Source organism: Planobispora rosea (assembly GCF_014648175.1).
Classification (GTDB): Bacteria; Actinomycetota; Actinomycetes; order Streptosporangiales; family Streptosporangiaceae; genus Planobispora; species Planobispora rosea.
This window is the reverse complement of record NZ_BMQP01000003.1, coordinates 55054-77251: the sequence shown is the minus strand read 5'-3', so window position 1 is coordinate 77251 and position 22198 is coordinate 55054. Positions and strand designations below refer to the sequence as shown.

The 22198-nt window shown below is 71.9% G+C and carries 23 protein-coding genes and 1 other RNA gene; 12 read left to right on the top strand and 12 right to left on the bottom strand.

What is annotated here, in order from left to right; genetic code table 11:
• The first annotated feature begins 282 nt into the window (after window positions 1-282).
• The 7 genes from IEZ08_RS03720 to IEZ08_RS03685 all read left to right on the top strand — a co-directional run bounded on the left by IEZ08_RS03720 (window position 283) and on the right by IEZ08_RS03685 (window position 5592).
• Window positions 283-1164, top strand: coding sequence for a hypothetical protein (locus IEZ08_RS03720; RefSeq protein ID WP_189241676.1), 882 nt, complete (start codon window positions 283-285; stop codon window positions 1162-1164).
• Between the two features lie 13 nt (window positions 1165-1177).
• Window positions 1178-2242, top strand: a complete 1065-nt coding sequence (locus tag IEZ08_RS03715) for a hypothetical protein (protein ID WP_189241675.1) — start codon at window positions 1178-1180, stop codon at window positions 2240-2242.
• A 64-nt stretch (window positions 2243-2306) separates the two neighbouring features.
• Window positions 2307-2642, top strand: coding sequence for an ArsR/SmtB family transcription factor (locus IEZ08_RS03710; RefSeq protein WP_068925158.1), 336 nt, complete (start codon window positions 2307-2309; stop codon window positions 2640-2642).
• 11 nt (window positions 2643-2653) lie between these two features.
• Window positions 2654-3883, top strand: a complete 1230-nt coding sequence (locus IEZ08_RS39290; protein ID WP_068925159.1) for a GNAT family N-acetyltransferase — start codon at window positions 2654-2656, stop codon at window positions 3881-3883.
• 173 nt (window positions 3884-4056) lie between these two features.
• A complete protein-coding gene (locus IEZ08_RS03695; protein WP_068925162.1) occupies window positions 4057-4407 on the top strand; it encodes an ArsR/SmtB family transcription factor in 351 nt (116 codons plus the stop codon).
• Window positions 4404-5132, top strand: a complete 729-nt coding sequence (locus tag IEZ08_RS03690; protein ID WP_203863243.1) for an aquaporin — start codon at window positions 4404-4406, stop codon at window positions 5130-5132. The genes IEZ08_RS03695 and IEZ08_RS03690 overlap by 4 nt, the downstream gene beginning before the upstream one ends.
• A gap of 58 nt (window positions 5133-5190) precedes the next feature.
• Window positions 5191-5592: an arsenate reductase ArsC gene (locus IEZ08_RS03685; protein ID WP_068925164.1), complete on the top strand. Its 402-nt coding sequence runs from the start codon at window positions 5191-5193 to the stop codon at window positions 5590-5592.
• Window positions 5593-5907: 315 nt separating this feature from the next.
• Here IEZ08_RS03685 and IEZ08_RS03680 read toward each other — a convergent pair whose 3' ends face one another.
• Genes IEZ08_RS03680 through IEZ08_RS03665 form a run of 4 tightly spaced genes read right to left on the bottom strand, consistent with a single transcriptional unit; the run spans window position 5908 to window position 9182 of the window.
• Window positions 5908-6270 carry an ArsR/SmtB family transcription factor gene (locus IEZ08_RS03680; protein WP_068925166.1) on the bottom strand — a complete coding sequence of 121 codons (363 nt, stop codon included), beginning with the start codon at window positions 6268-6270 and terminating at the stop codon, window positions 5908-5910.
• A gap of 31 nt (window positions 6271-6301) precedes the next feature.
• A complete protein-coding gene (locus tag IEZ08_RS03675) occupies window positions 6302-7546 on the bottom strand; it encodes an MFS transporter (RefSeq protein ID WP_068928995.1) in 1245 nt (414 codons plus the stop codon).
• A 43-nt stretch (window positions 7547-7589) separates the two neighbouring features.
• Complete coding sequence (locus IEZ08_RS03670; protein WP_084780453.1) at window positions 7590-9002, bottom strand: FAD-dependent oxidoreductase; 1413 nt, start codon at window positions 9000-9002, stop codon at window positions 7590-7592.
• Window positions 9003-9044: 42 nt separating this feature from the next.
• Window positions 9045-9182: a hypothetical protein gene (locus IEZ08_RS03665; protein WP_176728565.1), complete on the bottom strand. Its 138-nt coding sequence runs from the start codon at window positions 9180-9182 to the stop codon at window positions 9045-9047.
• Window positions 9183-9594: 412 nt separating this feature from the next.
• Here IEZ08_RS03665 and IEZ08_RS03660 point away from each other — a divergent pair, with 412 nt between their 5' ends.
• Window positions 9595-10173 (top strand): sigma-70 family RNA polymerase sigma factor, encoded by a 579-nt coding sequence (locus IEZ08_RS03660; RefSeq protein WP_068925168.1) that lies wholly within the window; start codon window positions 9595-9597, stop codon window positions 10171-10173.
• A 34-nt stretch (window positions 10174-10207) separates the two neighbouring features.
• Here the strand turns inward: IEZ08_RS03660 and IEZ08_RS03655 are convergent, their stop codons facing one another.
• Window positions 10208-10537, bottom strand: a complete 330-nt coding sequence (locus IEZ08_RS03655) for an ArsR/SmtB family transcription factor (protein WP_229802895.1) — start codon at window positions 10535-10537, stop codon at window positions 10208-10210.
• 65 nt (window positions 10538-10602) lie between these two features.
• On the opposite strand from IEZ08_RS03655, the gene IEZ08_RS03650 reads away from it, so the two are divergent.
• Window positions 10603-11682 (top strand): flavin-containing monooxygenase, encoded by a 1080-nt coding sequence (locus IEZ08_RS03650; protein WP_068925172.1) that lies wholly within the window; start codon window positions 10603-10605, stop codon window positions 11680-11682.
• Window positions 11683-11873: 191 nt separating this feature from the next.
• Here IEZ08_RS03650 and rnpB read toward each other — a convergent pair.
• The 6 genes from rnpB to IEZ08_RS03620 all read right to left on the bottom strand — a co-directional run bounded on the left by rnpB (window position 11874) and on the right by IEZ08_RS03620 (window position 17123).
• An RNA gene (gene rnpB / locus IEZ08_RS03645) (RNase P RNA component class A) lies at window positions 11874-12267 on the bottom strand.
• A gap of 132 nt (window positions 12268-12399) precedes the next feature.
• Entirely contained in the window at window positions 12400-13443 is a 1044-nt protein-coding gene (locus IEZ08_RS03640; protein WP_084780455.1) for a serine hydrolase domain-containing protein, read from the bottom strand.
• Between the two features lie 59 nt (window positions 13444-13502).
• Window positions 13503-14816, bottom strand: coding sequence for a bifunctional RNase H/acid phosphatase (locus tag IEZ08_RS03635; protein ID WP_068925176.1), 1314 nt, complete (start codon window positions 14814-14816; stop codon window positions 13503-13505).
• Entirely contained in the window at window positions 14813-15553 is a 741-nt protein-coding gene (locus IEZ08_RS03630) for a zinc ribbon domain-containing protein (RefSeq protein WP_068925177.1), read from the bottom strand. The genes IEZ08_RS03635 and IEZ08_RS03630 overlap by 4 nt, the downstream gene beginning before the upstream one ends.
• Window positions 15550-16395, bottom strand: coding sequence for a Nif3-like dinuclear metal center hexameric protein (locus IEZ08_RS03625; protein ID WP_189241674.1), 846 nt, complete (start codon window positions 16393-16395; stop codon window positions 15550-15552). Before IEZ08_RS03625 ends, IEZ08_RS03630 begins: the two co-directional genes overlap by 4 nt.
• Window positions 16396-16505: 110 nt before the next feature.
• On the bottom strand, window positions 16506-17123 hold the full coding sequence (locus IEZ08_RS03620; protein ID WP_176728566.1) for an ArsR/SmtB family transcription factor: 618 nt from the start codon (window positions 17121-17123) through the stop codon (window positions 16506-16508).
• A 65-nt stretch (window positions 17124-17188) separates the two neighbouring features.
• On the opposite strand from IEZ08_RS03620, the gene IEZ08_RS03615 reads away from it, so the two are divergent.
• From IEZ08_RS03615 to IEZ08_RS03605, 3 genes are all read left to right on the top strand, one after another.
• Window positions 17189-18415 (top strand): MFS transporter, encoded by a 1227-nt coding sequence (locus tag IEZ08_RS03615; RefSeq protein ID WP_229802894.1) that lies wholly within the window; start codon window positions 17189-17191, stop codon window positions 18413-18415.
• Between the two features lie 94 nt (window positions 18416-18509).
• On the top strand, window positions 18510-19967 hold the full coding sequence (locus IEZ08_RS03610) for a flavin-containing monooxygenase (protein ID WP_189241673.1): 1458 nt from the start codon (window positions 18510-18512) through the stop codon (window positions 19965-19967).
• Between the two features lie 132 nt (window positions 19968-20099).
• Complete coding sequence (locus tag IEZ08_RS03605) at window positions 20100-21152, top strand: dipeptidase (RefSeq protein WP_229802893.1); 1053 nt, start codon at window positions 20100-20102, stop codon at window positions 21150-21152.
• 62 nt (window positions 21153-21214) lie between these two features.
• Here IEZ08_RS03605 and IEZ08_RS03600 read toward each other — a convergent pair whose 3' ends face one another.
• Entirely contained in the window at window positions 21215-22039 is an 825-nt protein-coding gene (locus IEZ08_RS03600; RefSeq protein ID WP_068925183.1) for an NAD(P)H-binding protein, read from the bottom strand.
• Between the last annotated feature and the right edge of the window lie 159 nt (window positions 22040-22198).

Genomic DNA, 22198 nt, shown 5'->3' with positions numbered 1-22198 from the left:
CCGCCAGGTCGGAAAAGCCTCCTCGTCCCTCACGACAGCATCACGACGCCTCAACTCGAAAAGCAATGAACCAGGGCAAATCAAATAGCACGTCACGCCGATTCACGATGCCGGCGTCGTTCAATCAACTCACGGCGGGCCGGTGAACCCCGATGCGGACCACGGGAGTTATGAAACAAAAATCTACGCCGGGCCCCGGCCTTCACGCTCCGAGTCCAGAATGGAGCCAGGCGACGGCATGGTGTCGGAGGCGCGATGCGTACAACTGGACTTTTCGCGGTGATGCTGGCGGTCCTGTCGGTCACGGCGGGCTGCGGTTCCGCGCCCGACCTCGCCGGCGCAGCCCCGTCCCCCGTGCCGCCGGCCTCCCTCTCCCCCGGCGACAGTGGACAGCCGACACCGAAGACGAAGAACCCAAAGAACTCGAAGAACAACGATTCATCTGATCGCATCTCCAACAAGGAGGACGGCGACGACTCCTCCGGCAATTCATTCCGATCGAAATCAGACGGCGAAAAGTCGGATATATCCCGCAGATCCGGCAACTCGGAGACGAATTCCGGCGGAAACACCGGCGGGGATACCCGGCGGCCGTCGGACGATGACGACACCGATACCGCAGAACCGGTCACGCTCAGCCCCCGGCCCTGGAGAACGCCCCGCGTATCGAGCCCGGCCGGGATCCGACTGGACAACCGGTACCCCAGCAACGGATGCGTCATCTACTGGATGTCGTCAACGAGTCACCCCATCACGGTGGAGGGGCTGGAAGTCGGCGACAGCACCTTCACCCCTTCCGACCAGCCGGCCGAGGGAACCGGGGACTTCCCCATAGGGACCACGTCCGTACGGGGAGAACCCTGCCGCGGCGACAACGGCGTAACCGCCGGAACCGGGTGCGACGCCGGCGCCGAGATCAGCGGTGGCGACGGCTGCGGCCTGCGCCCGGACTACGCGGAGCCGATCAGGCCGGGCGTCTACACGCTCTCCCTGACGTGGCGCCTGTCGACTCTCTGCACCGGGACGTCGTTCGCACCATGCGAAGGCGTGGACCCCGTGCCCACCGAAACAGAGCCGGTCATCGCGGAGTGGGACGCCACGATGCCGTACTGCGTGGAAGTGCGGGCCGAAACAGGCGACTCCTACCAGGTCCTCACATGCTGACGAGCCGCCCGGCATGAGGCTGCCGTTTCTCTCCCGCAGGCGGAAACGCCGATCACCCACGCCGCCGCAGACCGTCCGGGATGCGCCGGCGACCGCTCCGGCTCCGGCTCCGGGCTCGGAGCCGGAGCCGGAGCCGGAGGCATCCAGGGAGCCGAGCCCCGAGGCGTCCACGGAGTCGAAGTGGAACTCCCGCCTCCAGACGCTCGGCACGCTGGGGCCGCCCACGACCATCATCACAGTCGTCCTGATCTGGTGCGGATACGTAGCCACCTGGCAGCGATTCCGCTATTTCGGCGTATACCTTGAATTAGCGGACCTGCCCAACCAGGACCTGATCTTCTATGGGGTGGAGACCGTCTACCCCATCGCCGCGATCCTGCTTCTCGCGGTCTTCGCGGTGCTCCTGCTCCATCTGGGCGTCCGAACGCTGCTCGCCTCCCCGCTCCGCCGGACCACCTCCGCACTCGTCTGGGTGCTGACCCTCACCGGTGCGGCCGTCATGGTCCGGGGGCTGGTCGGGCTGTTCGTCCCCGAGGTTCCGCGAGCAGAAGTCCCCGGAACCACCCCTCTCTCACTCGCGCTGGGCGCACCACTCCTCGCCTACGTCCTGTGGCTACGACGAGAGTTCGCAGCGCGAGGGGGCGGCGCGGCGTCGGCGTCGGTGTCGGCGTCGGCGGAGACGCCCGCGGTGTCACCGCCCCCCACCGTTGAGCTCGGCATCCGGCTCGCCGCCGCGGGAGTGGGAGTCGTGGGCCTGTTCTGGAGCGCCAACACCTTCGCCGCCGAGGCAGGACTCGCGCGCGGCTACGAAGACGCGCTGGAGCTGTCACGCCGCCCCGAGGTCGTCCTGTACGCCAAGGAGCCGCTCCCCGACGTCCCGCCGATCACCGACTACACCGACCTGGGCGAAGAGGTGACCCACCGGCACCGCTACCGGGGCTTCCGCCTCCTGCTGGAGTCCCGGGACCGGCTGTTCCTTGTCCCTCTCACCTGGCGGCCCGGGGACAGGTCGGCCACGGTGTCCACCTTCGTGATCTCCTACGGTTCCAACGTCCGCCTGCAACTTCTGCCGCAGTGAGAGTGGCCCCTCCACCCCGCCACGCCTTGCCGTACCTTCTCTCATCTATTATCGTCGATTATCGATGAATGAGAATTCCGCTCCGCTGGACCGCGCCTCCGCCGAGGAGTACGCGAGCTGGTTCAAGGCGCTGGCAGACGCCACCCGCATCCAGCTCGTCTCTCTGCTGGCCCGATGCCGGGAGCCGATGACCGTCGGGCAGATCGTGGCGGCCTCCGGGGTCGGCCAGTCCACGGTCTCCCACCACCTGAAGATCCTGGCCGATGTCCGCTTCGTCCTGGTGGAGCGGCGCGGCACCGCGAGCCTGTACCGGATCAACGAGGCATGCGTGCACTGCTTCCCCACCGCCGCCGACGTGGTGATGGGCAACCCCGTCCCGGCCGCCCCGACGTGTGAGTGAAGGAGTCCGTCATGGCGCATGAGGAGATCGTCGAGCGCTACTCCGGTCTGGCCCGCGCGGCCCTGGCCGGGGAGGCTGTCGTGGACTGCGGAGCCGACGCGTTCGCCCGAGGGTGTTTCGGCGCTGCCGGCTACGACGATGCCGCCGGTCTGCCCGAGGGGGCGCTGCGGGCCGGCCTGGGCTGCGGCGACCCGGTCGCGGCCGCCGAGCTGCGTGCCGGGGAGACGGTTTTGGACCTGGGGTCGGGCGGCGGCCTCGACGTGCTGCTGTCGGCCCGCCGCGTCGGCCCCACCGGCCGCGTCTACGGCCTGGACGCCAGCGCCGAGATGCTCGAACTGGCCCGGCGCAACGCCGCCCACGCCGACGCGACCAACGTCGAGTTCCTGCAGGGAACGATCGAGGACATCCCGCTGCCGGACCGCTCCGTCGACGCGGCGATCTCCAACTGCGTGGTCAACCTGTCGGAGGACAAGGCAGCGGTGCTGGCCGAGGCGTTCCGGGTGCTGCGACCCGGCGGGCGCCTGGGCGTCAGCGACGTGGTCACCGACGACGACGTCGACCCGGTCCGGCGGGCGGCGGCCGAGGCCCGGATCGGCTGCGTCGCCGGAGCCCTGGCCGTGGGCGAGTATCGCTGTCTGCTGGCGGCGGCCGGGTTCACCGGCGTGGACATCACCCTGACCGCCGATCACGGCGACGGCGTGCACTCGGCCGTCGTGCGCGCCGCCAAGCCGGCGATCGGGCCCGGCCTGGAGATCCGCCCGATGCGCGAGGCCGACGCCGCCCAGGTGCTGGCGATCTACCAGGCCGGGCTGGACACCGGCCAGGCCAGCTTCGAGACCATGGCCCCGTCCTGGGAGGACTTCTCCTCCGGCAAGCTGACGCACCTGCGGTACGTTGCGGCCGACACCGCCACCGGTGATGTGGTCGGCTGGGTCGCGGCCTCGCCGGTTTCGGCCCGCTGCGTGTACGCCGGGGTGGTCGAGCACAGCATCTACGTGCATCCGGGCTGCCAGGCCCACGGCGTCGGCCGGGCCCTGCTGACAGCGTTCATCACCGCGAGCGAGGATGCGGGGATCTGGACGATCCAGTCGGGCGTCTTCCCGGAGAACACCGCCAGTCTGCGCCTGCACCAGGCACTCGGCTTCCGCGTCGTCGGTATCCGCGAGCGCATCGGCTGCCACCGCGGGACCTGGCGGGATGTGATGCTGCTGGAACGGCGCAGCCCGCTCCCGGGCCGGTGAGCGCCGGGGAGCGCCGGGAACGCCGGGGAGCGCCGGGGAACGCCGCCTCCCCGAGCTGTCGTCCGCCTCGCGGTTCCCCACCCGCTCGTCCCGGACGCACCCGTCCTCATAGACATATGTCAATATAGATGTCGGTGAAATCCATTGGTGTCAGGCCCGGCCGAAGGGGGACGATGAGAGAGCCGCTGGAGCCCGACGGGTGCGAATCGTCGCTGGCTCGCGAGCCGTTGGCCGCCGGACAGGCAGGCGACCTGGCACGGGTGTTCAAAGCGCTGGGGGATCCGGTCCGGCTGCGTATCCTCTCCATCGTGGCCGGCCACACCGGCGGTGAAGCCTGCGTATGCGACCTGACCGCGGCTTTCGAGCTGTCCCAGCCGACGATCTCCCACCACCTGAAGGTTCTCAAGGAGGCCGGACTGCTCACCAGCGAGCGGCGTGCCTCGTGGGTGTACTACCGGGTGGTTCCCGAGCGGCTGGCCGAACTGTCAGCGCTGCTGAGCCTGCCGACCGGCGCGGTCACGTGATCCCGCTGCCGCGCCGGCTGCTGGCCGAGTTCACTGGTACGGCGCTGCTGGTGACGGTGGTGGTCGGCTCCGGGATCATGGCCCAGACCCTGTCGCCGAACGACGTGGGGCTACAACTGCTGGAGAACGCCCTGGCCACGGTGCTCGGCCTGGGCGTGCTGATCGTCGTGCTCGGGCCGGTCTCCGGCGCGCATTTCAACCCGGTGGTCTCGGCCGCCGAGTGGTGGCGGGCACGCCGTACCGGCACCGGGCTGACCGCCCGCGAGCTGGGCGCCTATCTAGTCGCGCAGACCGGCGGGGCGATCGGCGGGGCGGTGCTGGCCAACGCCATGTTCGACAAGCCCGCGGTCAGCTGGGCGACCACCGAGCGGTCCGCGAGCCACCTGTGGCTGGGCGAGGTGGTGGCCACCGCCGGGTTGATCCTGGTGATCTTCGCTCTGGTGCGGGCCGGCCGCACCACGGTCGCGCCGGTGGGGGTGGCGGGTTACATCGGTGCGGCCTACTGGTTCACCTCCTCCACCAGCTTCGCCAATCCCGCCGTCACGATCGGGCGGGCGTTCTCCGACTCCTTCGCCGGCATCGCCCCGGCCTCGGTGCCCGGCTTCGTCGTCGCCCAGCTGGCCGGCGGGGTGATCGGCCTGCTGCTGGTGGCCGGATTGTTCGGCCGCGCCTCGGTGGGCGAGGAGCATGAGGCGGTCATGCCGCATCCGGTGTCGCGACCGTGACCGGCCGGACCCGCCTTCATCCGTCGCGCCCGGCGACCTGCGGAGAGGACTGCGAGAGATGAGTGACAAGCCCAGCGTGCTGTTCGTGTGCGTGCACAACGCCGGACGCTCCCAGATGGCCGCCGGCTGGCTGGCCCACCTGGCGGGCGATCGCATCGAGGTCCGTTCGGCCGGGTCCGCTCCGGCTGAGAGCATCAACCCGGTCGCGGTCGAGGCGATGCGCGAGGTCGGCATCGACATCACCGGCGCGACCCCCGAGGTGCTGACCACCGAGGCCGTGCAGGACTCCGACGTGGTCATCACCATGGGCTGCGGGGACGCCTGTCCGTTCTTCCCCGGAAAGCGCTATGAGGACTGGAAGCTGGATGATCCGGCCGGTCAGGGCATCGAGGCCGTGCGGCCGATCCGCGATGAGATCCGCACCCGGGTGGAGAAGCTCATCGCCGGACTCGCCCCCTGATCCGGCTGGTGACGAGGCCGCCGGTCACACACGGTGTGCCTGACCGGCAGGCGCGTGGCCCGATCGTCAGCAGGATGGCTGACGCTGCAGGCATGGCCCCGGCCAGCGGACGACAGCCATCACCCGGTGATGCGCCTGATCGCCCGGTCGGAATCCTTGAACTTGCGGCCGGTCACCGCCGCGCTGGAGCTTCAGGCTTCTCCCGGGCCCCCCGGGCATCACGCGAATCGGGCCGAGGTGGTACGGCGCATACGGCGGCCAGACCCGCTTGCCCACCGCCGATGACCAGCACGCCGGCCAGGCGCGGGGCATCGCTCATGCGGAAGCGAGCTCCAGGTCGACCGGCCCGGCCAGCGGCGTGAACAGGGCCCCGAGCTTGTTCACCGCCTCGGGGACGATGCGGTAGTAGACCCAGGTGCCGCGCCGCTCACCGTCGATCAGACCCGCGGTGCGCAGGGTCTTGAGGTGATGGGAGATGGTGGGGGCGGTCAGGTCGAAGGCGCCGGTCAGGTCGCACACGCACGCCTCACCGCCCGCATGGGAGCCGATCATCGACAGCAGTCGCAGCCGGACCGGGTCGGCGACCGCCTTGAGCATGACCGCCAGTTCGGCCGCGTCACTCTCCGACAGCGGCTCACGGGCGATCGGCGCACAGCACCGGGTCGTGACGGCGGTCATGCAGGGCTCCTTACTTTGAAACTCATCGAAATTATATGCGGTGGTAGGCGACCAAGGCCAAAGCCGCGATCACGCAGGCCAGTGCCACCCCGCCCATCACCCAGCCGTAGCCGGCGACCGGGAGCAGAACGGCGGCGAGCAACGGGGCACCGGCCTTGGCCGCCATCACCGGCAGGGCCAGCGCACCGCTGATGCTGCCGTAGGCGCCGGTGCCGTAGCGCTTGGCCAGCAGGGCGGGGCGGGCGATGGTGGCCACCCCGAACCCAAGCCCGAACAGGGTCACCGCGCCGATCGCGCCCGCCGGGCTGCGGCCGACGATCGGCAGCGTGAGGGCGGCGGCGCCCTGCAGGGCGAAGATCGAGGCGGTGACCAGCGCGATGGGCCGGCGGGCCGACAGCGCGGTGCCGGCCAGGCGGCCGGTGACCGACAGCACACCCAGCAGCCCGGCCGCACCGGCGGCGAAGACCGGCGCGTGGCCGAGGGCGATGAGGTAGGCGACCAGCAGCACGGCCATCACGGCGACCGCGCCGGTCTGGGCCAGGAACGCTCCTGCCAGCAGCCAGAACGCCCGCCCGCGCATGGCGGTGCGCACCAGTTCGGAGCGGCGTGGTGCGGCCGATGGGCCGGCCCGCTCGCGGGCATGGTCGCGGCCGGGCAGGATCAGCGCATGCAGCGGGATGGCCAGGGCGGCGTAGGCGGCGGCGAGGATGAGCAGGGTGGTGCGCCAGTCGAAGGCGGCGACCAGGAATCCGGTCAGCGGGAAGAACACGCTGGAGGCGAACCCGGCCACGATGGTGATCGCCAGCAGCGCCTTCGCCCGGCGGGCGGGTGAGCAGACGGCGATGACGACGGTGAAGGCCGCCTCATACAACACCAGGGCCGAGGCCAGGCCGACCAGCACCAGCGCTGCATACAGCTGGATCAGCGTGGTGACCTGGGACCAGGCCAGCACCGCGGCCGTGCCGAGCACGGATCCGGCCGTCATCGGAGCCCGGCCGCCGCGGGCGTCCAGCAGTCGGCCCACCCATGGGGCGGCCAGCGCCGTGGTCAGCACCGAGGCCGTCAGCGCCCCGGCGATCTGGCCGGTGCCGGCGCGCAGGTCGCGGCTCATGGGAACCAGCAGGACGGCGAAGGCGTAGTACAGCACGCCGTACCCGGCGGTCTGGGTGATCGCCAGCGCCGCGATCAGCCGCGTGCCGTACCGGCCCCGGCCGCTGCCGTTCCGGTCGTTGACGGGGGCCGGAACGGCAGCGGTAGAGCCGGTCGGTGAACTCACCTTGCGCACGCGATCTTCCCCTGGTGGTAGCACCGCAGCGGCATCAGCCGCAGCAGCCGCCGCCGGATGCGGAGACGGTCGCCAACGGCAGCGGGGTGGCCAGCAGGCCACCGCTGATACCGGTGGCCAGGCCGACACGGGCCTCCTGGGCCTCGGCGAGGCCGGAGGAGCACACGCCGGTCTCGGGCAGTTCCAGCCGCACCTGCCGGGCGGCCTCCCAGTCCCCGGTCAGGGCCGCGACCACCGAGCGCACCTGCTCGTATCCGGTGGCCATCAGGAAGGTCGGGGCGCGGCCGTAGCTCTTGACGCCGACGGCGTAGTAGCCGGGCTCGGGGTGGGCCAGCTCGTCGGCTCCGTGGGCGGGCACGGTCCCGCAGGAGTGGTGGTTGGGGTCGATCAGCGGGGCCAGGGCACGGGTGGAGCCGAGGATCGCGTCCAGGTCCAGGCGCAGTTCAGCGGTGATGGAGTGGTCGGGCCGATATCCGGTGGCGGCCACGACCTGGTCGGCGGTAACGGACTGCTCGGCGCCGGACGGGTCACGGCTGATCACCTCGATGCCGTCGGCGGTCCGCTGTACGCGGTGGGTGAAGAAACCGGTCAGCAGCGTGATGCGGCCGGAGGTGACATGCTCGTGCAGCCGGGTGCCGAGCGCGCCGCGGGCCGGCAGCGCGTCAGCCGCGCCGCCGCCGTAGGTACGGGTGGCGTTCCCGGCGCGGATCGCCCAGGTGATCCGGGTGCCCGGGGCCTCCTCGGCCAGGGCGGCCAGGGCCAGCAGCGTGGTGGCGGCCGAGTGACCGGCGCCCACCACCAGGGTGTGCCTGCCGGCATAGCGCTCCCGATCGGCGCCCAGCACGTCGGGCAGGGCGTGATCGATGAGCGCGGCGGCCTCGCTCTCGCCGTGGGCGGGCAGGCCCGAGGCGCCCAGCACGTTGGGCGTGGCGTAGCTGCCGGAGGCGTCGATGATCGCGCGGGCCTGCAGCTCCTCACCGTCGGCGAGGCGGATCAGGAAGGGCGCGTCCTCGCGGCCGGTGGTGCGCACCCGGTCGTAGCCGAGGCGGCTGATCGCGCTCACCTCGGCGCCGAGCCGTACCCGCCGGCCGAACAGTTTGGCCAGCGGGGCCAGGTAGTCGGCGATGAGCTCATCCCCGGTGGGCAGCCACTCCTCGTCGGGCGCGGTCCAGCCGTCGGCCCGCAGCAGGCGGCGGGCGGCGGCGTCGACGTTGTACTTCCACGGGCTGAAGACGCGTACGTGACCCCACTGGGCCACCGAGGCGGCGACCTGCTCGCCGGCTTCCAGGATGAGGAAGTCCTGGTCGCGCTCGGCCAGGTGGGCGGCGGCGGCCAGGCCGACCGGACCGGCGCCGATCACGACGACGGGCAGTGCGCCGGTGGCGCCGGAGGCCGTGGTCTGCTCGTGCTCACGGGACGGGGTGGTGCCGCAGCAGCTGCTGCTCATGGTCACTCCTTGCGGGCCAGATGGTCGGACGATCGGGGAGGTTCAGCGGGCCGGCCAGGCGGCGGTGCGGGCGCGCTCCATGACGGCCTCGGCTCGGCAGATGCGGTCGCAGACGGTGCCGGTGACCTCGTCGGAGGAGACGGTCACGGGGGCGGAGCGGCGGCGGAACAGGGAACGCATCGAACACCTCATAATTCGAAGTTTGTCTAAGTAGTACTCAGCCTGCCACTCTGATTAGAGAGTTGTCAAATTAGCTATCGATCGAAGCAGACAGGTGGCCGTAGTGCATCCATTTCCGGGACGGGCCGTCTACCGGGGTGAGCGCTTTTCCGAAGGAGAGGATGACCTGCCATGACCATCACCGACCCCGCCCAGTCCGAATCGACTGCCGCATCGGCTGCGGCCTGCTGCTCGACCACCGCGCTGCAGACCTGCTGCGCCCCCGGGGACAAGGGCGCCTGCTGCGGCACCCCGGCCGACGCCTCGGCCGAGGCGACCCCCCCGGCACCCAGCAGCTGCGGCTGCCGATAACCCCGTCCATACCCGAGGCCGGGCCGACCGGCCTCGGGCCCGCTTCCGGAAGAACAAGACCGTGACGACACCCACCCACCCGGCCTCCGACATCGCAGCCATCACGCAGATGCGCACCCGACTGGTCGCCTTCGTCGCCGCTCGCGTCGACCGCCCCGACGAGGCCGAGGACATCGTCCAGGAGGTGCTGATGCGCATCAGCCGCAGCGCCTCCGAGCTGCGCGACGCCGGGCGGCTGGAGGCCTGGGTCTACCAGATCACCCGCAATGCGATCATCGACCACCACCGGGCCGCCGCTCGCGCCGGGCGCACCCAGGCCCGCGCGGTCTTCGACCGCAGCCTGAGCACCGAGGCGGCCGATCCCGGCGCACTGAGCGCACTGACCGGCTGTCTGGCGCCGATGCTGGCGCGACTGCCGGAGCGCGACCGCCAGGCCATCGCCATGGTCGACTATGACGGGCTGACCCAGGCCGAGGCCGCGCGACGGCTCGGGCTCTCGGTGCCGGGGATGAAGTCACGCATCCAGCGGGCCCGGGCCCGGCTGCGCACACTCCTGCTGGCCTGCTGTCAGATCGCCGTCGATGCGCGAGGAGACGTGCGTGAGGTGCTGCGGCCCGCGGGACCGTGCCCGTGCGGATGACCCGCCCCACTCCGGCCGAGGCGGGACGCCGGCCTCAGGCACAGGTGTCGGATGAGCAGTCGGCCGGCGGGCAGCAGGCGTGCAGACATGCCTGGAGGTCACCCAGGGCCCGGCCGATCCGCTGCCGATCGGCCCGGTAATAGACGGTCTTCCACTCCCGCCGGGAGGTCAGCACTCCGCCCTCACGCAACGTGGCCAGGTGGGTGGAGGCCGCCGACTGCGCCAGCTCCAGACGCTCGGCGACCTGGCCGACGGTCAGCTCGGTCCCGCCCGCGAACAGCATGAGGATCTGCTGGCGGGTGTCACTGGCCAGGGCCTTGAGCAGGGCGCGAGCCGCCTCCGTCAGCACGATCCCGTCATCCATGGTCATAGCATCCCCCCTCACCCATCATATTGTCATTTCTTGATTTGACGATACGATGCGGAGGCATGACCGCCTCCCCTTTCGATGTCGTCGTCATCGGCGCCGGCCAGGCCGGACTGGCCGCCGCCCGCGCCCTGTCGCGGACCGGCCTGCGCCCGCTGGTGCTGGAGGCCGCCGAGCGCGCGGCCGGCTCCTGGCCGCGCTACTACGACAGCCTCACCCTGTTCTCCCCGGCCCGCTACAGCACCCTGCCCGGCCTGGCCTTCGGCGGGGACCCCGACCGTTACCCGCACCGCGACGAGGTGGCCGCCTACCTGGAGCGCTACGCCGCCGGCCTGGACGCCGAGATCCGCACCGGCGCCCGCGTGAAGCAGGTGCGAGCCGAGGGCGGCGGCTTCACCGTCGAACTCGCCGGCGGCACCGTCCTGGACGCCCCGGCGGTGATCGCCGCCAGCGGCTCCTTCGGCAATCCGTACCTCCCCGCTCTGCCCGGCCAGGAGACCTTCACCGGACAGATCCTGCACGCCGCCGCCTACCGCAACCCGGCTCCCCATGCCGGTCAGCGCGTCGTGGTGGTCGGCGCGGGCAACTCCGCCATCCAGATCGCCCGCGACCTGGCCGACAGCGCCACAGTCACCCTGGCCACCCGCGCGGCGATCCGTTTCGTCAACCAGCAGCCCTTCGGCCGTGACCTGCACTTCTGGTTGACCGTGACCGGTTTTGACCGCCTGCCCGCCCGGCTGCTCGACTCCCCGCCCCGGGTGCCGGTACTCGACGACGGCCGCTACCGCCGCGCCCTGGCCGAAGGACGCATGGACCGGCGCCCGATGTTCACCGGTTTCGCCGGAGACGACGTGATCTGGGCCGACGGCACCCGCGAGCACGTCGATGCGGTCATCTTCGCCACCGGCTACCGACCCCACCTGCCCTACCTGCACGCCCTCGGCGTCCTGGACGAGCACGGCCGGCCCCACCAGCGCGGCGGGGTGTCGCTCACCCACCCCGGGCTCGGCTTCCTCGGCCTGGAATGGCAGCGCAGCCCTTCCTCCAACACCCTGCGCGGCGTCGGCCGCGATGCCGTCCATCTGGCCCGGTACCTGCGCATCCGCCGCAGCAACCGCAGCCGGGTGCGAGTGGACCGGTGAACGAGCCGGCGGCGGAAACGGTCTCGCAGTGGTGCCGCCGCCGCGGCCGTACCCGCCACCCACGGGCACCTGTTCCCTGACGACGAGGCCTCGGCCGGGGCGCCATCGACGTTGAGATCAAAAGACCCGGCGGAACAGAGCCTGAATGAGAACGAAACATGACCCCTGAGCCCCTGGCCAGAGGGGTAAGGCGGACGAGTCGGCCTGTAGGCCGGGTTCTGTCCTTCACGGGTGTGAAGGGGCGACCATCCATCTAGGGCCGTCGTTGCCGACGGCCTCAAGCGGTCTACCCGCGCGGCTCGGGCGGGCAGCCCTCAGGCGCCGCGCGCGGGACGCCCCGGAGGGCGTCCCTTCTTGACCTTGCTCCGGGTGGGGTTTACCGAGCCGCCCACGTCACCGTGGGCGCTGGTGGTCTCTTACACCACCGTTTCACCCTTACCCCTCTCGGGGAGAGAGGCGGTCTGCTTTCTGTGGCACTGTCCCGCGGGTCACCCCGGGTCGGCGTTACCGACCACCCTGCCCTGTGGAGCCCGGACCTTCCTCGGCGAGCCCCGAAGGGCCCGACGCGGCCGCCCGGCCGGCTCGTCCGCCGTGCCTCAAGCTTAACGGGTCCCGGCCGGCTCCCTGTTCCGGAGCGCATTCTGCGGATCTTGTCCGTCGTGCCCCCGGGGTCTGCCGCACCCGCAGGCCCGCCGTACCCCCAGAGCGCACGGAGGGTCAGGAACTCCCGGGGCCCTGCTGCTCCTGCAGGCGGCGGAGCAGGTCGAAGGCGGGCTTGTCCATCGACCGCTGGGTGTTGCCGATCGCGATGACGGCCGCCTGCCGTTCCGGGTCGAATCCCACGAACGAGGAGAATCCGCCGGTCATCCCGTTGTGCCAGATCTGCAGGCCGCCACCCTGGCCCGCGTGCAGCCGCTGGCCCATCCAGCCCAGGTGCACCCAGGAGAAGGGGGTGTTCCGGTGCTCGGTCCGGCGGGTGAGCAGGATGGCCTCGGCGAGTTCGCCGGAGTCGTCGGGGTTCAGCTGGGCGCGCACGAAGGTGACCAGGTCCGCGGCCGTCGACCGCAGCCCGCCCGCTCCGGTCAGGTCGGCCAGGTGCCAGGGCGGGACGGGCCGGTGGCGCCGGTTGTGACCCTGGATGAGACGGCCCGGCCGGTCGGCGAGGCCGGTGCCGGTCATTCCCAGGGGTTCGCAGATCTCCCGGGCGATCAGCGTCTCGTAGTCGGTGCCCGCCCGCTGGGCGAGTGCCAGCCCCAGCAGGCCCGCGCCGAGGTTGGAGTAGCGGAACCGGCGGCCGGGGGCGGCGCTCAGCCGGGTCGCGGCCAGGGTTCGCAGCAGGAACTCGGCGGTGCATCCGGCGTACGGATCCGGCGTCGACGGGCGCAGCAGCGCCCGGAGGAGCATGCCCTTGGGCAGCCGTGGCAGGCCCGAGGTGTGGGTCGCCAGGTGCCGGAGCGTGATCTCCTCGCCGTCGCGCGACGGCACCCGCGTCCCGTCCGGCAGCAGCGCGGCGAGCGGCTCGTCGAGGTCGGCCCTGCCCGCCACGACCAGCCGCGCCAGGGCCAGCGCCGTGAACACCTTGGTCACCGAGCCGATCTCGAACACCGTGTCGGCGCCGGGAACGCCGTCAGGCTTCCCGCCCGTCCGCCCGGCGCCCCGGATCTCCACCGATTCCCCGGCGATCGCGGCGACCACCACGCCCACCTGGTGCTTCGCGAGCCGATCGGTGGTCTCCTGCACCATGCCGCCAAGGTTCGTCATATCCGGCAATCTAGTGGATTGTGGGACGAACTCAGCATCACCCTGACGACGGAGCCGGATCAGTGGAGATGCGAGGTGTCGTTGAACGCCTTCACCACCGCGGGCCCGTCGGCGTAGTACTCGATCAGTGAGACGCACGCCAGGTCGAGGTGCATGCGGTACAGCGCGGCGGGGGGCGCCAGCAGCGCGAGCCGGAGCATCGTCTTGATGGGCGTGACATGGGAGACGGCGAGGACCGTCCTGCCCTCGTAGCGCTCGACCAGCTCGTCCCGGACCGCCTGGACCCGCCGGGCCACCGCCTCGAAGCTCTCCCCGCCCGGCGGCGCGACGGACGGGTCCGCCAGCCAGGCCGCGAGCTCGTCCGGCCAGCGGCGCTGGATCTCGGTGAAGGTGTGCCCCTCCCAGTCACCGAAGTCGGCCTCCCGCAGCCCCTCCTCGATGACCACCTCCAGGCCGGTCCGCGCGGCGACGGCCTCGGCGGTGGCACGGGCGCGCTTGAGCGGGGAGCTGACGATCACCTGAATGCCGTACGGCGCCCGCGCGAGCCTGGCCGCCGCGGCCTCGGCCTGGGCGGTGCCGTTGGGGGTCAGCTCGGGGTCGCCGAGTCCGGAGAACCTGCGCTCGACGGAGAGCGCGGTCTCACCGTGACGGAGCAGGACGAGGGTGGTGGCGGTGGTCGTGGCCGGCCGCCATCCGGTCCCCTTCCCTGCCGGACCAGGGGTCTCTGCTGATATTTCGGAAATATCCGTCGAGTCGAAGAGGGACTCCTGGGCGCCCTCCGCTCCCGCCACAGCCGGAGCCGGGGCCGGGACGGCGAGCTCGGAGGCGGGGTCAGAAGCGGCCGGGCCGGGGCCGGCCGAGCGTGACGGGACACGACCGGAGGCGTCCAGACCCGGGGCGCCCCGGCCGGAGGCGAGGGACCCGGGCTCGCCCGAAGTCGTCGTGGAGTGCCAGGCGAGGCCCTTGGCCGCGGCGTCCATGGCCTCGTTGGCCAGCCGGTCGGCCTCCCGGTTCCGCTCGCGGGGAATCCACCGCCAGGCGACGCGGAGGCGGCGGGCCAGCGCCCCCGCCTCCAGCGCGAGCGGGCGCAGGCCCTCGTTCTTGATCTTCCAGCGGCCGGCCATCTGCTCGATCACCAGCTTGGAGTCCATCCGTACCTCGACGGCCGCACCGTCCCCCGCCAGGTCGAGCAGGGACCGCAGGCCCGCGATCAGCCCGCGGTACTCCGCGACGTTGTTGGTGGCCGTGCCGATCGCCGCGGCGTCCTCGGCGAGGATCTGCCCGTCGGCGGCGTCCCTGACCACCGCCCCGTAACCGGCGGGCCCGGGATTGCCCCGGGACCCGCCGTCGGCCTCGACGATGTACGAGGTCACAGGCCGGATTCCGGGGTGCGGACCAGGATGCGGCGGCACTCCTCGCAACGGACCACCTCGTCGTGGGCGGCGGACTTGATGCGGTTGAGATCGGCGATCGACAGGCTCGTACGGCAGCCGAGGCAGCGCCCGCCCTGGAGCATCGCGGCACCCACGCCGAACTGCTCGCGGAGCTTCTCGTAGAGGGAGAGCAGGTCGGCGGGGATGCCGCCGGCGACGGCGGCGCGCCGCTCCTGGGCCTCGGCCCTCTCCTTGTCGATCTCGGCGAACGCGGCGTCCCTGCGGTCCTCGGCGGCGCCGCGGGAGGCGGCGAGCTCGTCGCGCTCGGCGGCCAGCTTCGCCACCTGCGCGTCGGCCGCCTCCCTGCGCTCCATGATCTCCAGGACGACCTCCTCGAGGTCGCTCTGGCGGCGGTTCAGGGAGGCGATCTCCGACTGGAGGCTGGCGAGGTCCTTCGGGGAGGACACCTGCCCGGAGTCGAGGCGCTTCTGGTCGCGCTCGGCGCGGGTGCGGACCGAGTCGACGTCGCCCTCGGCCTTGGCCTGCTCGCGGGCGAGGTCACCCGCCTCGGTCTCGGCGGCGATCACCTGGGTCGCCAGCCTGGCCACGCGGGCGGCGAGCTCGTCTATCTCCGCCAGCTCCGGCAGGGTGCGGCGGCGGTGGGCCAGCCGGTCGATGACGGAGTCGATCTCGGCCAGGTCGAGCAGGCGCTTCTGGTCTGCCGGGGCTGCTTTCACGTCGTTTCCTCGCACTCTGCTGTTGTCGTCCACGCGTCCGTCACCGTCTCGGACACGCGCGTCTCAACATTAATCCCCTTGGCCGCCAACCCGGACGTCACGATCCGGGCCGCGTCGGCCAGCCAGGGCCACTCGGTGGCCCAATGGGCCGCGTCGATCAGGGCGGGCCCGTCCCCGTCCGCGGCGGCCTCGATGAACTCGCTGGCCGGGTGGTGGCGCAGGTCCGCGGTGAGGAACACGTCCACCCCGGCGGCGCGGGCCGTCCCGAGGAGGGAGTCCCCCGCTCCCCCGCTCACCGCGACCCGCCGGACCTCGCGGCCGGGGTCCCCGGCGACGCGCAGGCCGCCCGCCGTCCCCGGCAGGCCGCGGGCGGCCTGCCGGGCGAAGTCGCGCAGGGACATCGGAGCGGGCAGGGAACCGACGCGGCCGAGTCCCCGGCGGGGGTCGTCGGCGGCAGGGCTCAGCGGGACCAGCGGGCCGGTCAGCCCGACGGCGCGGGCGAGGGCGTCGGAGACGCCGGGATCGGCGACGTCGGCGTTGGTGTGGGCGGTGTAGAGGCCGATGTCGTTCTTGATCAGCGTGTGGACCAGGCGGCCCTTGAAGGTGGTGGCGGCGACGCTCGTGGTGCCGCGCAGGTAGAGCGGGTGGTGGGTGACGATCAGGTCGGCGCCCCAGGAGACCGCCTCGTCGGCGACGGCGGCCACGGGGTCCACCGCGAACAGGATCTTCGTGACGGGCTGGGACGGGTCGCCGCAGACGAGCCCGACCGCGTCCCACGACTCCGCCCACCGGGGGTCGTAGGCGGATTCGAGCACTTCGACGACGTCGGCGAGGGTAGGCACGTGCGCAGACTATCGGCCCGCCGCCGGGATCACGTGATTCCGGCGGCGGGGCCACCCGGTCGGCCGTACCGCCGAGGGGAGGCTCGGGCGGCCGTACCGATCAGGGAAGGTCAGGGGAGATCGGGAGAGATCAGGGAAACGCCGAGGGCGGTTGCCGTGTACAGGACGTTGCGCCCGGCTCGCTCGCGCGCGACCAGCCCGTTCTCGCGCAGTACTCCCAGGTGTTGCGACACCGCACTGGGCGTGACACCCAGCGCGCGGGCCAGCTCCGTCGTCGTGGCGGGAGAGCGCAGCGCCTCCAGCAGTTCGGCACGCGCCCGGCCGAGCAGCCGGACCGTGCTCCCCGCCGCCGGCCGCGCGGCGAGCGCGGCGGCGGTGTCCGGGAGGTCTTCACCGAACACGCGCCGGAGGCTGGCCCGCACCTGATGGGCGGTCGTCCTCTCCAGTGCGGCCAGGTCGTCCTCGATCGACGCGCCCGCGCCGAGCGGGGCGGGGACGAGGAACTCCGGCCAGCTGGGACGGTCGTTCACCAGCAGCGGCCAGGTGCGCGGCAGGTCGAGGGGACGCCGGGCGAATTCGTCGCTCGCCCACCGCAGCCACCGCAGGTTGAGCGGGTTCCGATCGCGGCCGCCCATTTGCTGCAGGCCGGCCACCGTCTCGGACAGCGGTGAGATCGCGAATCGTGTCGCCGCCAGCTCGGCCACGCCGAGATCGACTCTCAGAGCCATGGCTCGACTATGTAGGAGGAAGCTAAACGATGTCATGGCGGCACCCGGCATCGGAGGATCCCGGCATGAAAGGCATGGGATGCGAGGGGACGCGGGCCGGCGCCTCGCCACGCTTGTCTCCGGCCTACTGGCGGTTGTGGTGGGCGACGGGCGTCAACGCCGCCGGGGACGGCGTGTTCGCCGCGGCGGTTCCGTTGCTGGCCGTCACGATCACACGTGACCCGCGGCTGGTGTCGGTCGTCTCCGCGGCGATGTACCTGCCGTGGCTGCTGCTGTCGCTGCCCGCCGGGGCGCTCGTCGACCGGTACGACCGCGTCGGCCTCATGTGGCGCGCCCAGGCGCTCCAGGCGGTGATCGCCGGTGCCATCGCGGTCCTTGCCGCGTCCGGCCGCCTCGACATCCCGATGCTCGCGATCATGACCTTCGCGCTGGGGGTGTGTACGGTCGTCTCCGCCACCGCGGCACAGGCGATCATGCCGGACATCGTCGCCGCTCCCCTGCTGCACACGGCGAACGGCCACCAGCAGACGATCACCACGCTCGGCTCCCAGTTCCTGGGACCGCCGATCGGCAGCCTGCTCTTCGCGGTCGCCGTGGCACTGCCGTTCGGGATGGACGCCGCCTCATTCGCTCTGTCGGCCGCGTTGCTGGCGGTCCTGCCCGGATGCGGGCGCCGCCGGGGCGAGCACCCCCCGATGCGCACGGCGATCGCGGACGGCCTGCGCTGGCTGGTCCGCCACCGCCTGTTGCGCACCCTCGCCGTCCTGCTCGGGGTCAACACCTTCTGCGGCCATCTCGGTAACGCCACCCTCGTCCTGCTGGCCACCCGGACGCTGGGTCTCGACGCGCGCGGTTACGGCCTGCTGCTGGCCGGCGCCGCGGCCGGCAGCCTGCTCGGCGGCCTGGCCGGCGCACGCGTCGTCAGCAGAGCCGGGGAGCTTCCCGCCCTCCTCACGGGGCTCGCCGTGAACGTCGTCGTCTTCATCGGGATCGGGCTGAGTCCGAACGCGATCGTGCTGGGCACCCTGCTGGCCGTCAACGGCTTCGTCGTCACCCTCTGGAACATCGTGACCGTCAGTCTCCGGCAGCAGGCTGTGCCGTCCGGGATGCTCGGCCGGGTGAACGGCGTCTACAAGATGCTCGGCTGGGGGCTGATCCCGCTCGGAGCCCTGGCCGGCGGGCTGGTGGCGCACGCGCTCGGGCTGCGTGCGCCGTACCTCGTCGCGGGCGTGCTGCGAGGGATCGTCCTGCTGGCCGCGGTGTCCGCGCTCAGAAGGTGCCGTACGGCTTAACAGAACGGGTGTATCCGACGAAGCTCGCACCTGTTCCCCAATGCGACCAGATCGCCTAATGTAAGTGGATCCTGACTCCCCCCGGAGGACTTCCATGGGTCCCACTGTCGCGATCATCGGTGCCGGGTTCGGCGGGCTGTGCATGGCCATCCAGCTCCACAGGGCGGGCATCGGCTCCTTCACCGTCTTCGAGAAGGGCGACGACGTCGGAGGCACCTGGCGCGACAACACCTATCCCGGAGCCGGCTGCGACATCCCCTCCCACCTCTACTCCTTCTCCTTCGAGCGCTACTCCAGCTGGACCCGCCGCTATCCCGGGCAGCCGGAGATCCTCGGCTACCTGGAGGAGTGCGCCGACAAGTACGGCCTGCGCTCCCGCATCCGGCTGAACACCGAGGTCGTCTCAGCCGCCTACGACGAGACGCTGGGCAGGTGGCGGGTGCGCGCCGCGGACGTCGCGGAGGGGCGGGAGAGCGAGGAGCTCTTCGACGTGGTGGTCTCGGCCGTTGGCCAGCTCAACCGGCCGCACCTGCCCGAGATCCCGGGCATGTCGTCCTTCGCCGGGCCGTCCTTCCACTCGGCCCGCTGGGACCACTCCCAGGACCTGACCGGCAGGCGGGTGGCCGTGATCGGGACCGGCTCGTCGGCGGCCCAGCTCATCCCGCCGGTGGCCGAGGCGGCCGGGCACCTCGACGTCTTCCAGCGGACCCCCAACTGGGTGATCCCCAAGCCGGACGCCGCCTTCAACCGGGCGGCCCGGGCCGTCTTCCACCACCTCCCGTTCACCCAGCGGGTCTACCGGGAGTGGATCTACCGTTACGCCGAGGGCACCCTCTACCGCGCCCTCGCGGGCGGCTGGAGCACCGGGCTGCTCCGCAAGCGCGCCCTGGACCACCTCCACGCCCAGGTCCCCGATCCGGAGCTGCGGGCCAAGCTCACCCCGGACTACCCGATCGGCTGCAAGCGGGTCGTCATCGACAGCGCCTTCTATCCCGCGCTGACCCGTCAGAACGTGGACGTGGTCACCGACCGGATCGTCCGGATCGTCCCGGAGGGGGTGGAGACCGAGACCGGGATCCGCGAGGCCGATGCGATCGTCTACGCGACGGGCTTCCTGACCACCGAGTTCCTGGTCCCGATGGAGATCGCCGGCAGGCAGGGACGCCGGCTCCACGACGAGTGGAAGGACGGCGCCGAGGCCTATCTCGGCATCGCGGTGCCGAACTTCCCCAACCTGTTCCTGCTGTACGGGCCCAACACCAACCTCGGCCACAACTCGATCGTCTTCATGATCGAATGCCAGGTCCGCTACATCATGGGCTGCCTGCCCCACCTGACGGAGCGGGGCCCGATGGAGGTGCGGCCCGAGGCGATGGACACCTGGCGGCGGGCCCTGGACCGGGCCATGGACCACATGGTGTGGCAGGCGGGCTGCGCGAGCTGGTACAAGAACGCGGCCGGCCGGGTGACCAACAACTGGCCGGGCTCGACGCCCCTGTACCGGCGGCTCACCCGGGAACCGCGCCCGTCGGCGTTCCGCTTCGCCCGCTGAGCGGCAGCATCCTCCGCCCTCTGAGCGGCGGCATCCTCCGCCCGCCGTCGGGCCGGTGACGTCACGGATGCCGCGGCGTCTCCGGTCCCGATAGGGTCCGGGGCAGACTCACCCGCGAGGAAGGACCCGCCCGTGTCCGCCGCCCCTGCCACCCCCGCCGAGCTGCACGATGACGCCGTGGTCGCCGACGCGCACAACGACCTGCTGATGGCCGTGGCGGCCCGGCCGCCGCAGCGGTGGGCGTCGTTCTTCCGCGAGCGCTGGCTGCCGCAGCTCCGCGAGGGCGGGGTGGACCTGCAGGTGCTGCCGGTCTTCATCGACGACCGGTACCGGCCGGAGGGGGCGCTCCGGCAGACGCTGCGCATGATCGAGTGCGCGCACGCGCTGGCCGACGGCAACGCCGACGAGGTACGGCTCTGCATGGACGGCGCCCAGATCGACGAGGCGCTGGCGGAGGACAGGATCGCCCTGGTCCTGGCGCTGGAGAGCATGCCCGGCCTGGACGCGGACATCGAGCTGCTGCCTGCGATGCACCGGCTGGGGGTGCGGATCGCCTCGATCGCGCACTGGGGCCGCACCCCCCTCGCCGACGGCAGCGGCGAGGACGCCACCGCAAGCAGGCTGACGGCCGCGGGGGTGGCCGCGGTCCAGGAGATGGAACGCCTCGGCATGATCTTCGACGTCTCCCATCTGGGCGCGTCGGGCGTGGAGCACGTGCTGGAGCTGGCCAACCGCCCGGTGATGGCGACCCACTCGTCGGCCCGCGCCCTGCGGGACCACCACCGCAACCTGACCGACGACCAGATCCGCGGCGTCGCCGCGACCGGCGGCGTGGTCTGCGTGAACTTCCTGGCCGCGTTCCTCTCCGACGACCCGGCCGCCTTCACGGTGGACCGGCTGGTGGACCACATCGCGCACGTCGCGGGGGTGGCGGGGATCGACCACGTGGGCCTCGGGCCGGACTTCATCCGCGAGGTCCTGCGCGACGTCACCCCGCCCTGCTGCGAGTACGGCCCCAGCGGCATGGACGTGATGGCGGCCGTCCCGGGCCTGGACGGGCCGGCCGGCCTGCCGCTGGTCACCGAGGCGCTGGACAAGCACGGCTTCGCGGAGGAGGAGATCGTCAAGATCCTCGGCGACAACGTGCTGCGCCTGTTCCGCGCCGAACTGGGCCGGCCCGTCTGATCGGGCGGCCGTGCGGCCCCGTCCGCGGGTCGGGGCCCGGCGGCATCCCGCGGGAGGGCGGTTCAGCCCTTCCACACGCCGGTGGCCGCGACGGCGTCCACGTAGCCGGTGAAGTCGCGGGGTTCCCGGCCCAGGGCGCGCCGGACGCCGTCGCCCAGGTGGGCGTTGCGCCCGTCCAGGATCTCGGCGAACATGCCGGCCAGCACCTCCGCCTCCACGGCCGGCACGCCGTACTCCATGAGCATGCCCGCGTAGCCGTCGGCGGAGACCGGCACGTAGCGGACCTCCCGCCCGGCCGCCCTGGAGATCTCCCCGGCCGCCTCGGCGAAGGTCAGCAGCCGGGGGCCGGTCACCTCGTAGACCTGCCCGGCGTGCCCGTCCTCGGTGAGCGCCGCGGCGGCGACGTCCGCGATGTCATCGGCGTCGACGAACGGCTCGGCGACGTCCCCGGCCGGCAGCGCGATCGTGCCGCCGAGCACCGGCTCCAGCAGGTGGCCCTCGTCGAAGTTCTGGAAGAACCAGCTCGCGCGCACGATCGTCCACTCGGCGCCGGAGTCCTGGACCGCCCGCTCGGCGGTCGCCGCCTCCGGCTCTCCCCGGCCGGACAGCAGGACCAGCCTGCGGACTCCGCTGCGCACCGCCAGCGCGGCCAGGGCGCGGACCGCCTCGGAGGCTCCAGGGGCCGCCAGGTCCGGGTAGTAGGTGATGTACGCCGCGTCCACGCCCCGCAGCGCGGGCTCCCAGGTGGCCGGGTCGGCCCAGTCGAAGGGCGGGGTCCCGGACCGGGAGCCCGCCCGTACCGGCAGGCCGCGGTCCTGGAGGCGGGCGGCCACCCGCCTGCCGGTCTTGCCCGTACTGCCTATGATCAAAGTCGTCTTCTCCGTCATGGGACCAGTGAATCCCGAACCCCATGAGACGCTCCATGGCCGAGAGACTCAATCCCATGTTCAATCGTCTAAGGTATTCGATCGTCTCGGAGATTCGGCGGATCCGCCGGATCCCGGAGACCGGGAAGAGTCGTCCGCTGGTCGTCCAGGGGAAGCCGG